Annotated in this window: 11 protein-coding genes; 2 read left to right on the top strand and 9 right to left on the bottom strand. The window is 53.9% G+C overall.

Annotation, left to right across the window (positions count from 1 at the left end; all coding sequences use genetic code 11):
* From ACR0J7_RS11620 to ACR0J7_RS11610, 3 genes are all read right to left on the bottom strand, one after another.
* Window positions 1-1,940 (bottom strand): M10 family metallopeptidase C-terminal domain-containing protein (locus tag ACR0J7_RS11620; protein ID WP_480914357.1); only part of this gene is annotated, 1,940 nt, incomplete at its 3' end.
* 461 nt (window positions 1,941-2,401) lie between these two features.
* On the bottom strand, window positions 2,402-4,774 hold the full coding sequence (locus ACR0J7_RS11615) for a 1-deoxy-D-xylulose-5-phosphate synthase N-terminal domain-containing protein (RefSeq protein WP_480899996.1): 2,373 nt from the start codon (window positions 4,772-4,774) through the stop codon (window positions 2,402-2,404).
* Window positions 4,775-4,789: 15 nt separating this feature from the next.
* Complete coding sequence (locus ACR0J7_RS11610; RefSeq protein ID WP_480914355.1) at window positions 4,790-5,989, bottom strand: methionine gamma-lyase; 1,200 nt, start codon at window positions 5,987-5,989, stop codon at window positions 4,790-4,792.
* 115 nt (window positions 5,990-6,104) lie between these two features.
* On the opposite strand from ACR0J7_RS11610, the gene ACR0J7_RS11605 reads away from it, so the two are divergent.
* A complete protein-coding gene (locus tag ACR0J7_RS11605; protein WP_480483733.1) occupies window positions 6,105-6,557 on the top strand; it encodes an Lrp/AsnC family transcriptional regulator in 453 nt (150 codons plus the stop codon).
* A 222-nt stretch (window positions 6,558-6,779) separates the two neighbouring features.
* Here the strand turns inward: ACR0J7_RS11605 and ACR0J7_RS11600 are convergent, their stop codons facing one another.
* The 6 genes from ACR0J7_RS11600 to ACR0J7_RS11575 form a co-directional block, all read right to left on the bottom strand.
* On the bottom strand, window positions 6,780-7,718 hold the full coding sequence (locus ACR0J7_RS11600; RefSeq protein WP_480773685.1) for an HAD-IIA family hydrolase: 939 nt from the start codon (window positions 7,716-7,718) through the stop codon (window positions 6,780-6,782).
* Window positions 7,682-8,497 (bottom strand): phosphonate ABC transporter, permease protein PhnE, encoded by an 816-nt coding sequence (phnE, locus tag ACR0J7_RS11595; protein ID WP_480899989.1) that lies wholly within the window; start codon window positions 8,495-8,497, stop codon window positions 7,682-7,684. The genes ACR0J7_RS11600 and phnE (ACR0J7_RS11595) overlap by 37 nt, the downstream gene beginning before the upstream one ends.
* On the bottom strand, window positions 8,497-9,312 hold the full coding sequence (gene phnE, locus ACR0J7_RS11590; protein ID WP_209507091.1) for a phosphonate ABC transporter, permease protein PhnE: 816 nt from the start codon (window positions 9,310-9,312) through the stop codon (window positions 8,497-8,499). The genes phnE (ACR0J7_RS11595) and phnE (ACR0J7_RS11590) overlap by 1 nt, the downstream gene beginning before the upstream one ends.
* Window positions 9,309-10,103 carry a phosphonate ABC transporter ATP-binding protein gene (gene phnC / locus ACR0J7_RS11585; RefSeq protein ID WP_480605757.1) on the bottom strand — a complete coding sequence of 265 codons (795 nt, stop codon included), beginning with the start codon at window positions 10,101-10,103 and terminating at the stop codon, window positions 9,309-9,311. The genes phnE (ACR0J7_RS11590) and phnC overlap by 4 nt, the downstream gene beginning before the upstream one ends.
* A 60-nt stretch (window positions 10,104-10,163) precedes the next feature.
* On the bottom strand, window positions 10,164-11,138 hold the full coding sequence (gene phnD, locus ACR0J7_RS11580; RefSeq protein WP_480483730.1) for a phosphate/phosphite/phosphonate ABC transporter substrate-binding protein: 975 nt from the start codon (window positions 11,136-11,138) through the stop codon (window positions 10,164-10,166).
* Between the two features lie 61 nt (window positions 11,139-11,199).
* Window positions 11,200-12,009 carry a DeoR/GlpR family DNA-binding transcription regulator gene (locus ACR0J7_RS11575; RefSeq protein ID WP_480487502.1) on the bottom strand — a complete coding sequence of 270 codons (810 nt, stop codon included), beginning with the start codon at window positions 12,007-12,009 and terminating at the stop codon, window positions 11,200-11,202.
* A 224-nt stretch (window positions 12,010-12,233) separates the two neighbouring features.
* On the opposite strand from ACR0J7_RS11575, the gene ACR0J7_RS11570 reads away from it, so the two are divergent.
* Window positions 12,234-12,698 carry an NUDIX hydrolase gene (locus ACR0J7_RS11570; protein ID WP_480483728.1) on the top strand — a complete coding sequence of 155 codons (465 nt, stop codon included), beginning with the start codon at window positions 12,234-12,236 and terminating at the stop codon, window positions 12,696-12,698.
* Window positions 12,699-12,731: the final 33 nt, after the last annotated feature.

Genomic DNA, 12,731 nt, shown 5'->3' with positions numbered 1-12,731 from the left:
AAAACTTCGACATCGACAACATTGGCGATGGTAACGCCGCTTTGGTATTGCCCCGAAGCATCCGTGGTCCATTCGGCATATGACCCGTTGGCGTTCAGCCACAGAACCTTGTAGCCACCGCCCGACGCTTCGGCCTGAAGCGCCTGCCAGCCCGGCAGGCTGTCTGGCCCAATTGCATTACCATTATACGACAAGCCGATGGTACCGTTGATCAGATACTCGCCGCGGGTTGACGACGCGAGTGTTACCGATCCGCTGCTCTCGATGTTGGTTGTGACGTGGCCGGTGTGGCCGTCATTGTTCAGATCAACACCATAGAAAACTTCGACATCGACAACATTGGCGATGGTAACGCCGCTTTGGTATTGCCCCGAAGCATCCGTGGTCCATTCGGCATATGACCCGTTGGTGTTCAGCCACAACACCTTGTAGCCACCGCCCGACGCTTCGGCCTGAAGTGCCTGCCAGCCTGCAAGCGAGTTTTGCCCAATAGACTGGCCACCGTAAATCAAAGCAATGTTCGCACTGCCGCCATCCAGCACATAAAGCCCTTGGCTGGCATGTTGTAGCGTTGTTCCCTGAGTATCGATATCTGAAAGCTGCATTGCAGACTTGATATTCGACCGGGCATACTGCTGTAGCCCGTCAAGAAACTGGACCAACTCTACGTCGTTTGCAATCGTGAATGTTGTGCGTGTGACTACATCCAGAAATTCGTACAAGACACCGTTTTCAAAGAATAAATAGTTGCTTATAGCGCTAACGAATCTGACAGTGTCGGTGCCGGTTCCACCCGAAAACGTACCTGCGTTGCTCCGCACAACAGCCAGATCATTGCCCTGGTCCCCAAAGACCTGGTCAGCACCAGTACCTTGGGCCACAAAGATGATATCGTCGCCTTGGCCGCCATAGATGGTGTTGTTGTTGCTTCCGTTGGACAGCGAGTGAATGGTGTCGTTTCCGTCGTTCCCGCGCAAGACGTTCTGAGCGGTATTGCCGACAATAGTATCAGCACCCGATCCGCCAGACGCGTTTTCAATCACAACACCATGCGCGATTGTGAAACCACCTTTTATTCCAGCCGCATGCGAAATCAGCCCACCTCCGGTGACGGAATAGTCCAATGTGGCGGCCCGGAGATCTATGTGTGCGTTCGAACTGCCAACATGTTGTATTGTGTCAATCCCGCCAGTATCCCAAATGGCCTGATAACCAGTTCCTGCGACGTTCGCAGAGGGAAGTGTGTAGGTATTGCCCCCGGAATTATATGAAGTATTCGCCCCATACATGGCCTGCAACGCGGCAATATCCAAAGCCCCAAGCCCCGTTGAACCACCGTACGTTGCGTTAAAGTGTAGCCCCCCGTTTTGTGAAGTCCATCCATCGTTATACGACATCACAGTGTAGACACCCTGATTGAGGCCCGCCGCCCCAAACGAGTCGAATGGCGACGTTACACCGCTCAACACGGTTGTACCCAATCCGGTGTCATGAGGATGCCCCAACCCAAGGGCGTGACCTAATTCATGGACCAAAGTAGTAAAGAAATACCCGCCCGGATCACCGTTTCCGTTGAAAGAAGCAGTCCAGTATGACGTGTTGAACGCGCCATAGGATGTCCCGCTCGATGGCGAATAATGAAATCCGAGAGTTCGCGGGTTTTCAAAGAATGAGGAAGGCGCGAGAACCTCAACCAAGTCAGCGGAACCGGAGGTGACTTCGACAAAAGTAATGTTTGCAACGGCTTCTATTGCGGCCAGCGCCGCACGGAACTCCGCCTTATGCTCTGATGACCAAGCCTGCGTATCAGAGAAGTGCCCGAAACTGTAGGAAATCACCGTCGTGGTCGACGGATTCCCGTCACCATATGCATAGGTGCCCTGGATAGAGCTGAGCGGAGAACTTACGGACGGTCTGGGGATTGTTGTAACGGTGGCCATTTTCTGTCTTAGAAATTAGGTGTTATTGATTGCGCTGAAACTGCTCGAACAAAGTGTTCTTTTTGGGGCAAACGCGTACTGGAGTGTCTCCTGCAAACTACATTATCAACGGCTATTCAAGAGTTACATTCTAGAGGAACAGACCCATTTTTATTAAGCGCATACATGAATAAGAATATTTCCAAAAAACCGGTCGGATAGCGTGCATAGGCCGACTTAATACACGCAAAATTGATTTTCCTGGCGGTCCATACCAACGACAGTTTTGAGCACCTTTAGTGACAGAAGCAAAGGCGCGCGGATCTTTTCTTTAGTCCCGAGTCGTAATTCTTCTCAGATCCCAAAAGTTTGGTTCGAACAAGGTGCCTTTCGTTCGGGGTTTCGAACCCAAGCGCGCGCCTGCACAAAGGGCCCAATTACCCTGAGGGTAAGGCCCTGGCTGTGACGTCCAACACCGCCGCTCATGTGCGAAGCAAAGCCTTGCCATGGGTCAGACCATTCACCTTCTCCAGGATAGCGTCCGCGTCAATGCAATGGTGCCGATGGAGGTCGCCGATTGTCCCTGTCTGACCAAAATGTTCGACCCCCAATGGGATGGTCTGATGTCCCTGTACGGCACCCAGCCAAGACAATGTCGCGGGGTGTCCGTCGATCACGGTAACCAGCTTGCAGTGGCACGGCAGACCGGACATCAAAGTTTCGATGTGGGACCGAGCCGCCTGATTGCCGCGCGAACGCGCCCGTTGCGCTGCCGTCCACCCAGCGTTTAGCCGGTCTGCCGAAGTCACCGCCAGCACTCCAATGTCTTTGCGTCCTTCGCCCATCACGCCAGCGGCTTTGATCGCTTCGGGTGCAACGGCCCCCTGATAGGCGATTACGACCTCGCAATTCGGCCCCGGTTTTCGCAACCAGTATGCGCCATCAATAGCACCTTGACGGAACTCATCGTCCACGCGTTTGCCAGGCTGTTCAATCGGGTTTGTCGTCAAGCGCAGATAAACCGAACCGCCTGTTTCGTCACGCAGCCAGGTGCGTTCGTCCGGTTGCCCTTCGCCATCACGCTGCAGGTAGTCAAAGGCCCACTCCATGATCACAGCCAGTTCATCAGCAAAGGCTGGCTCAAAGGCCGCCAGTCCGTCCTGGCTCATCCCGATCAAAGGTGTGCCAATGGATTGATGCGCGCCGCCTTCTGGGGCCAGAGTTATGCCCGAAGGCGTGCCGACCAGCATAAAGCGCGCATCCTGATAACAAGCATAATTGAGCGCATCGAGGCCACGGCTGACAAAGGGGTCATACACAGTACCGATCGGGATAAGCCGCTTGCCGAACAGGGAATGCGAAAGGCCCGCAGCGCCCAAAAGCAACATGAGGTTCATCTCGGCAATACCAAGCTCGATATGTTGCCCTTCGGGAGTAAATTCCCATTTTGCCGTCGAGGGGATACGATGTTCAATAAAAGCGTCGGCTTGCTCGGATCTGGCAAACAGTTTGCGCCGATTAACCCACGGGCCAAGGTTTGTTGTACCAGTGACATCAGGAGACGTCGTCAGGATGCGCTCGGCCAATTGGCTGTCGCCTTTCGACAAGTCGTCCAAAATCTTGCCGAAAGCCATTTGGGTTGAAATTTCGCGGCTTGTTTCGATGTCAATCGCTGGAACATCCAGCTTGCCATCGAAATAGCGTCGCGGACCTTTGGCAAAGAAGGGAACTTTCGACAGAAAGTCTTTCAGCGCCTCCGGGTCCTGCACTGCCGCAAGCGGTTCCCATTCCTCGCCGGCGGGCACGCCCATATGTTCTTGCCACGCGGCGAACTGGCTGTTGTTCATCAGCCCGCCGTGGTTGTCCTTGTGGCCCGCAATTGGCGTGCCCCATCCCTTTACGGTATATGCAAGGAAACAGGTTGGGCGGTCATGTTCGATGGCGGCAAAAGTTTGGGCCATGGTCTCAACGCAGTTGCCGCCGAGGTTTTCCATCAATGCAGCGAGTTCGGCATCTGTGCGCCGTTCGATCAGCGCCGTCACATCACCCTGATCGCCAAGATCGTCCATGAGGCGCTTTCGCCAAACCTCGCCACCCATGAACGTCAGGGCCGAGTATTCCTGGTTCGAGCAGGCATCAATCCAGTCTCGCAGCCGATCGCCGCCAGGTTCTTTGAAGGCCGCGCGCTGCAACACGCCGTGCTTCACGCGCACAACATCCCATCCGAAGGCATCAAAGATTTTTTCGATCCGTTCGAACAATCCTTCACGAACGATGCCGTCAAGCGACTGCCGATTGTAGTCGATAATCCACCACGTGTTGCGCAGGCCGTTTTTCCAGCCTTCCTGCAATGCTTCGTATACGTTGCCTTCATCCAGTTCAGCGTCGCCTACAAGCGCCACCATGCGCCCCATCGGGGCATCTGCCCCCCAGTTTTTGGCCTTGACATAGTCCTGAATGATCGAAGCAAACGAGGTGATCGCGACACCCAAACCTACCGAACCTGTCGAGAAGTCGACATCATCGATATCCTTTGTCCGGCTGGGATAACTTTGCACGCCGCCAAACCCGCGAAAGTTTACCATCTTTTCGCGGGTCTGGTTGCCCATGAGGTACTGCATCGCGTGGAAAACCGGTGACGCATGCGGTTTGACCGCAACCCGATCTTCCGGACGCAAAGCCGAAAAGTATAGCGCAGTCATGATCGAAACCATCGACGCGGACGACGCTTGGTGACCACCGACCTTTATCCCATCAACCTTGGGCCGGATATGATTGGCATGGTGGATCATCCAATGCGACAACCACAGCAGACGCTGTTCAACGGTTTTCAACTGGTTGGGATCATATGGCATGGTGGTCTCCGAGACTCAGGCGGCACTGCGGGCAGGGTAGGGCAAAGCTTGCTCTAAATCTGCAAGGATATCATCAACGTCTTCCAGCCCGACGGAAAGACGGATCAGACCGTCGCTGATCCCATGTTCTGCCCGTTCATCCGCAGTATAAGTCGAATGAGTCATGGATGCCGGGTGCTGGATCAGGGTTTCTGCGTCCCCCAAGGACACGGCGCGCTGGATCATGTTCAGGCGGTTCATGAACTCGATGCCACCGGACAGGCCAGACTTGATTTCAAAGGCGATCATGGCGCCGGGCTGCGACATCTGGCGTTGTGCGACATCGTGCTGGCCAAAACTCTCAAGCCCCGGGAAATAAACCTCACTGACGGCCGGGTGTGCCTGAAGGTAATCGGCGACAACCTTGGCGGACGCACAGTGGCGATCCAGTCGCAGGTTCAGTGTCTTCAGTCCACGCAGGATCAGCATTGCGTTGAAAGGTGCCATCACTGCGCCTGTCATGTCCTTCATGCCGACAAGCCGGATCTCAGAAATCTGCTCGGCGGTTCCGACCACAAGACCCGCGACCACATCGCCATGCCCGCCCAGATATTTGGTGGCGGAGTGCAGGACGATATCCGCGCCGTGCTCGATCGGGCGGGTCAGATATGGGCTGGCATATGTATTGTCGACCACAACCTGTGCACCGACAGAATGTGCAATCTCTGAACTGACAGCGATATCCACCAAGCGCATGTTTGGATTGGCTGGGGTTTCAAAATAGACGACGCGGGTTTTTTCGGAAACAGCGGCTTTCAGGTTCGCAGGGTCCGTCATGTCGACATGGGTAATAGTGACACCCCATTTTGCCAGACCGTGGCGCATGAAAGCGAATGTGCAGCCGTAGAGCGTCTTGTCGACAATGACTTCGTCACCTGGCGACAGCAGGGTCCAAAGTACGGCGGTAATTGCACCCATCCCGCTGGACAGTGCAAGTCCAGCCTCGGCACCTTCCAGCACGGCAATACGCTTTTCAAGAAGGTCACAAGTAGGGTTCGATATCCGACTATAGATATGACCTGCGCGCTCGCCAGAAAACATTTCACCGCCGGCCTCTGCGGTTTCGAAGGAGAAGGTTGAGGTCAAGTGGAGGGGCGGGGTCAGCGCACCATCGTTTTCAGATGGGTTGTAGGCATGATGAATGGCGCGAGTGGCAAATCCGGTTGTGTGGGTCACGGTGAGCTCCTGATCTAAGTTGTTACCACTTTGCGCCTTTACTTTGAGCAATGGGTTGCAAATAATGCCAAGTTAATGGTGAATATTGGCATATTATGCTAAAACAGGAGAGAAAATGGACGCCAAAGACAGGCAGATCATTCGAGCATTGCAGCGGGACGGGCGTATGACGAACCAGAATCTTGCTGATGAGGTCAATCTGTCTCCTTCGCCGTGTCTGCGACGGGTCAAAAACCTTGAGGCCAGCGGTGTCATCAAGGGATACAGTGCCGATGTGGACGCTGCTGCATACGGGATGGCGATAACTGTCTTTGTCCGCATCCGGCTTGAGCGGCACAATGAAACAGATGTGCAGAAATTCGAAAAACGCGTTCGAATGATCGATGAAGTTTTAGAATGCCATGTGCTGACCGGCGCAATGGATTACCAGTTGCGGGTATTGGTATCGGACCTCGAAGCATACGAAGACTTTATTCGAAACCGAATTCACCCGATCGGCGGAATAGCTTCGATCGACACCAGCTTTGTTTATGGAACAGTCAAGAAAACATCGGTTTTTCCAGCCTGAGAAAGTTTAAATTCTCGAAAGTGACCCTTAATATTGAGTTCGAGATTGTTAGGATGCGGAAGAACCGGATTCGAGGTTCCGAGACTGTGAGAATTTGCCGTTTAGCGAAAATTGCCAACTGGATACATCCCCGTAAAAAACAACATAATCATTGTTACGCGCGCCTTCTGCAAGTCAACGCTGCCCGTTCGCTCTGCCAAAAATACGCTTTACTTCAAAATCCTAAGGTCGGGTCACGACAAAGTCCGGCACGATCGCTGCTTGTTTGATCGCTTCCTCGACATCATGCCCGGCGAAGAACCCAAAATCCGAGACAAGTGCGGAAGCCACTCCGGCATGACGCGCGCCCAGAATGTCAGTATGCAGACTGTCACCTACCATCAGAACGCGGGATTTGTCGACGGGCCCAAGTCGCTGAAAGGCAAGATCATAGATATTGCCGAAAGGCTTTCCATAAAACTGCGGGGCTACACCCGTTCGGTCGGCCAAACGGTGCGCGAAAAGACCGGGCTCTTTGGAAAAGCCGTACTCGCGTGGGGCAACGATGTCCGGGTTGCCCACCAATACTGGACGGGGTCGGCTTAACAATGCCGCCTCCAACATCGCTTGTCGGGCTTCAGTCCAGGCGGCTGACCCGATCATCAGAAAACCATCAACGGTTTCGTAGGGCTGCGGGTCATCTTCCAGATAGGTTAATTTCAAACGTTCCAAGTCGCGAAGACCGGCGCTGGGTGTCGCCATCAAACCCCAGTGCAGCCCACGTCGGCCATTCAGCCCGGACAGCAACGTAGCCCGACTGGTAATCACATCCTGCGGCGCGAAGTCATATCCCAGCCTGGTGTATTTCTCCAACAGCGTGGCATGAGGAAACCCTGCGGCATTCGAAACCACCAGGACACGTTTGCCCGCATCCGTCAGTGACTTGATCCGTTCAGGCGTTTCGGGGATTGCTGTTTCTCCGATATTGAGAACCCCGAACGCATCCAGAAGAAATACGTCAAACTCATCAATAATTTCGGAAAGGGTCTCGATACGACGATAGCTCACGTCGTTCGGTTCAATATCTGGAAGGCGGTGCCGGACGGCTTCGTATGCCTTAAAAGCCTCCTGCGCTGAGAATCCGGTCAAATGATCGCTCCTCGTACTTTTGCCGAAACCCATTCGCTGATCATGACCGCAAAAAGAATTACAATCAGGATGAGGCTGACTTGCGGCCACGCCAGAACATTAAGCGAGGCCGAGAGCTGCAACCCGATGCCACCGGCACCAACCAGACCAAGCACTGTAGACTCGCGAATATTGATATCCCAACGAAAGACCGCAATTCCGGCAAAAGCTGGCAGGATTTGCGGAACGATCCCATATGCCATGACTTGCCACCGCGAAGCACCGGTGGCTGTGATCGCCTCGACCTGACCGTGGTCAATCTCTTCAATCGCTTCATAAAGAAGTTTGGCGCAAAACCCGATTGAACGAATGGCGATTGCTATGACACCGGCGAACACGCCCGGTCCGATGATAGCGATCAATAGAAGCGCCCAGATCAGCGAGTTGATTGAGCGGGTCGAGACAATGACCAACAAGGCAATGGGGCGGATGAACAACGCCGACGGGGTAGTATTGCGGGCCGCCAAAAAGGCAACCGGCACGGCCATGCACAGAGCGATGATCGTGCCCAGTGTAGCGATGTTCAGTGTATCCCAGATCGGGCGACCCAGCTGGGTAATATAATCCCATTTCGGAGGTGTTGCGCGGGTCCAGATATCGTTGGCGATACGGGGTGCGTCCCAGACGAAAAACCAGGTTGTCGATTCCGAAATGAGCTGCCAACAGTAGACAAAAACCGCTACTCCCAGAAGCCAGCCAAACCAGCGAACCAGGCTTTGGCGCGTCGTCCGCCTGCGCCAGATTTGTGTATCGTCGCGTTCAAGAACCGGCATTACTGAACCCTCGCGCGGATAATTCCCGAAAGGTATTCAAGGGCCATGACGATCCCGATGATAAGGATCAGAATGGCGGCAGCCGTATCATATTCATATCGATCAAACGCGGTGTTAAGTGTCGCGCCAATGCCGCCTGCCCCCACCAGCCCGAGAATAGCGCTTTCCCGGAAATTGATGTCGATCCGGTACATGGAAAGACCCACAAGCCTAGGCATGATCTGAGGCTGAACCCCGTAGTTGATCCATTGCAGCCATCGTGCACCAGAGGCCTGAATCGCCTCAGCCTGAACTTTGTCCATCGCCTCGATATCTTCGGCCAAAAGCTTGGAAAGAAACCCAATGGTTGCGAAAGACAGCGTCAAAAATCCTGCCAGCGGGCCAAAGCCAAAGATGGCCACAAGCAAAATGGCAACGATAATTTCCTGCAATGCCCGGCTTAACGCAACAATGCCGCGGCACATTATGTAAATTGGCAACGGGGCGATATTACGTGCAGCCCCCAATCCTATCGGGATCGAAATCAGGATACCGACAACCGAAGCGGCCACGGTCATCACAATGCTTTCCAGAAGACCGGCCCAGATATCCGACCACCGTGAAATGAAATCCGGGCTGGTAAAGGCAAGGACGAACGCCCATCCCCTGTCCAGTCCCTCATAGACCCTGCCCCAATCAACATCGATGGTCATGAAAGCCGCAATCAGGTAGGCGAAGAACCCAAGTATCAATGCCCTGCGCAGCAACGTGTTTTTGATAAAGGCCGGTTTGCGCCAACCTTTTCCCAGCATGTCGTCAAGTTCTCGATGGCTCATTCTGCGGCCTCGACATCTTCGTCCTCATCCACTTTTTCGATGGTCGCTTCCCAGTCTTCCTCGCCGTAAATCTCGGTCAGCTTTTCCGGGGTGAGCCCTGTTGGAAGACCATCAAACACGATTTCGCCGAAGCGGAGGCCCACGACACGGGGAACGAACATCTGGGCTAGTGCCACGTCATGGATGTTGATGATGGCTGCCAGCCCGCGCTCCTGACACAGCTCGGTGATCAGCCGCATGATCTGACGACTGGTCTTCGGATCCAGCGACGCGGTCGGTTCATCGACCAGCAACAACTTTGGGTCCTGGATCAGGGCGCGGCAGATGCCGACCCTTTGGCGTTGACCACCCGACAACTCGTCCGCGCGTTTGTCAGCCATATGCAACAGCCCCACCCGGTCCAGCAGGCGGAAAGCCTCGTCCACATCCGACTGCGGATACCGCCGTAGAAAACTGCGCCAGAATCCGACATACCCCAACCGACCGGACAATACGTTTTCCATCACGGTGAGGCGTTCAACCAGAGCATATTCCTGAAAGATCATACCCATTTCGCGGCGTGCTTTCCGCAACGCACCCGACCCGAGTTTGGTCAGGTTCATGTCATCCAGAAGAACACCGCCGCTTGTAGGCTCAACCAAACGGTTGATGCAGCGGATCATCGTCGATTTTCCCGCACCCGAGGGCCCGATCAGTGCAAGCACCTGCCCTTTGGGCACCTCAAGATCGATGGCCTTCAGTGCCTGATCTCCGGTCTTGTAGGTTTTCGTCAGCTTTTGAAGACGCAGCATAAAATGCCCCCGATTAGGGTGGATAGCGGGCCTTTTCAGGCCCGCCTGATTAAGCAAGGCTTATTGGCAGGCGTAGGAGACGCCGTTTGCCGCGTCAATTTTGCGAATGACGTCCCAGAATTCCTGGTAAGTCATCTCAAGAAATTGGCCCTCGTTCGACTTGGAAAACTCTGCTTCAAGCGTCGTCCCTTCCCACTCGAAGTTGAAGAAAGCATTGCGGATTTTCTCCTGCAATTCGGGCGTCAGGTTGTAGACAGTGCCAAATCCGGTGGTTGGAAAGGTCTGCGATTTGTAAATCGTAACAACATCTTCCTCCTTGATCACATCCCGCAAAATCATCCGTGCCTTTACCGAATTTGCAATCGATGCCGCTGGATAGTCCTTGTTCGCCACACCAAGGATCGAGTTGTCGTGCTTTCCCGAATAGACGGGTTCGAAGTCGCGATCGGGCAGAAGATCAAAGTCACTTTTCAGGATCGCCGACGGTGCTTTGAAGCCCGAGTTGGACGTGGGTGACGTGAAGGCAAGTTGCTTACCTTTGATATCCTCAACCTTTTCGATGCCCGAGCCTGGGTAGGTGATGATCTCCATTTCATAACCGAAGTTACCGTCTTTTGAGGCCATAATCGTAAACGGTCGGAACCCGGCACAGTTTACTGCCAGTGGGTTGGACCCGGTGTTGAAGCCCGCAATATGCAGGCGTCCCGACCGCATCGCCTCGATCTGGGCAGCGTTGTTTTGGACCGGAAAAAAGACCACGTCCTTGCCTGTCTCAGCCTTCAGATGCTCTAGAAAGTCAGACCACGCGGTTTTGTATACGGCTGGGTCTTCGACCGGTGTATAGGCAAAAATCAGGGTGTCAGGATCAATTAGCTGGGAAGAATCTGTGGGGATATCCGCAATCAAATCCCCATCGACGTCGCAAAACCGCTCGTCCAGATCACCCCTCGGGCAATCTTGCGCCGAAGCTGTCCCGGAAAGCGACATGAGCGCAATTGCCGATGCCCCAACCAATAATCTGATGTCTATCTTCATGTTTTCCTCCCAGTCATGCGCGGTCATTTTGCAGTCCGCTGTTCGTCATTCATTTCAGTGTTTACGGGGCGACGAGAACATCAACCTCGGCACCGTTGATCGCGTTAAGCAACTCTCCTGTTGGTTTCGTGTCGGAAACTATTGAATCCAGTTTGGTCAGGTCTCCGACCTGAGACAGGCCTTTACGACCAAATTTCCCTGAATCGATTAAAAGATGTCGATTTGCTGCGCGCGTCAGCATCATTCTTTTGACAGCCGCAAAGCCGCGCACGGTTTCTGAAGGGCCTTCGACCGAAAAACCTGACGAGCCGATCATGCATCTGTCGACATTGAACCGAGACAGGAATTCCAGCGTTTCGGTTCCAATCGTCGCAGATTCGGTTGCCAGATATTCTCCTGGACAAAGCAGAACCTCGGCAGCCCCATGGCCGAGGGTCATTGCCACCGGAATAGAATTTGTAATCACTGTGCAAGGAGTGCCGAGGTAAGCCAATGCACGGGCCATCTCGATTGTGGTCGAACCGGAATCGATCATGACCGTTTCACCATCGCGCACCAGCCCCGCCGCGCTGATTCCTATGCGTTCGCGCTCCTCAATTCGCGCGTTGGCCCGCTCGTCCAGACCTGGATAATGCCCTTGTGCCGGGGCAGATGCCCCTCCGTGCGCGCGTGCGATCAGGCCGTCATTCGACAGGGCGTCAAAATCCCTGCGCACCGTCTCGTTAGAGACGTTGAAACGCTGGGCCAATTCATTGATGCGAACGTGCGGGCGAAGCTTCAACTCCAGCAGTATTTGCTGGCGCCGGTCGGATTTCTTTACCCTACCCCGTCCCTTTTCAATCGTTTTGGCACGTATTTTCGTTTTGGACATCCAACAACCCAATCAGGTTTCAAACCCCACTTTTGTGGGATTTCGGGCATAATGCAATAATTTTTGTTGCATAACCCTCAGTAGGTTGTGACAATTCGGAAGAGTCCAAAGCGCAAGGCAAGAATGTGTGAATTGAACCGTTTCATAGTGAAAACCCAAGAACCACCGTTAACGACTGAAGGTTATTCTGGGTGCGCTATTGATACCGTGTCATTGAGGGCAGCATGAGCGACGGCAACATAACAGACCAGATTGCAGCACTTCCGATGCGCTGGGACAGGGATGGAAAACTACGCGTTCTGATGGTGACTTCGCGCGATACTGGGCGGTGGGTCATCCCAAAAGGTTGGTTGATGGAAGGAAAGAAACCTTGGCATGCCGCCGAAATTGAAGCTCTGGAAGAAGCAGGTGCAGTCGGGGCAATCTCGAAACAGCCGATTGGCCAATTTTTCTACGACAAGCGCTTTGAGGGCGCGAATAGCGTTCGCTGCCGCGTTACCCTCTATCCCATGGTCGTTGAAAAACTGAAGCGGCGTTGGAAAGAACGGGAAGAACGGACGCGTCACTGGTTTTCACCGGGGAAAGCGGCAAAGCTGGTGGAAGAAAGAGATCTGTCAAGTTTTCTGAGAAATCTGACGGGCAATCAGAACGCCCAGTCTGTCATTAACAAGCTACGAAAAGCTGGATGAGAAAGCGCCTGACAAAACAAAAGATACTGGTGC

This window comes from Ruegeria sp. O4, from assembly GCF_056535125.1.
The sequence above is the reverse complement of the archived record's forward strand: the minus strand, read 5'-3'. Positions and strand labels throughout refer to the sequence as shown.

Bases quoted from the DNA above. Each gene is read 5' to 3' on its own strand.
- ACR0J7_RS11615 (WP_480899996.1), bottom strand. From the start codon at position 4,774: ATGCCATATGATCCCAACCAGTTGAAAACCGTTGAACAGCGTCTGCTG.
- ACR0J7_RS11605 (WP_480483733.1), top strand. From the start codon at position 6,105: ATGGACGCCAAAGACAGGCAGATCATTCGAGCATTGCAGCGGGACGGG.
- ACR0J7_RS11600 (WP_480773685.1), bottom strand. From the start codon at position 7,718: ATGGGTTTCGGCAAAAGTACGAGGAGCGATCATTTGACCGGATTCTCA.
- phnE (WP_480899989.1), bottom strand. From the start codon at position 8,497: ATGCCGGTTCTTGAACGCGACGATACACAAATCTGGCGCAGGCGGACG.
- phnE (WP_209507091.1), bottom strand. From the start codon at position 9,312: ATGAGCCATCGAGAACTTGACGACATGCTGGGAAAAGGTTGGCGCAAA.
- phnC (WP_480605757.1), bottom strand. From the start codon at position 10,103: ATGCTGCGTCTTCAAAAGCTGACGAAAACCTACAAGACCGGAGATCAG.
- phnD (WP_480483730.1), bottom strand. From the start codon at position 11,138: ATGAAGATAGACATCAGATTATTGGTTGGGGCATCGGCAATTGCGCTC.
- ACR0J7_RS11575 (WP_480487502.1), bottom strand. From the start codon at position 12,009: ATGTCCAAAACGAAAATACGTGCCAAAACGATTGAAAAGGGACGGGGT.
- ACR0J7_RS11570 (WP_480483728.1), top strand. From the start codon at position 12,234: ATGAGCGACGGCAACATAACAGACCAGATTGCAGCACTTCCGATGCGC.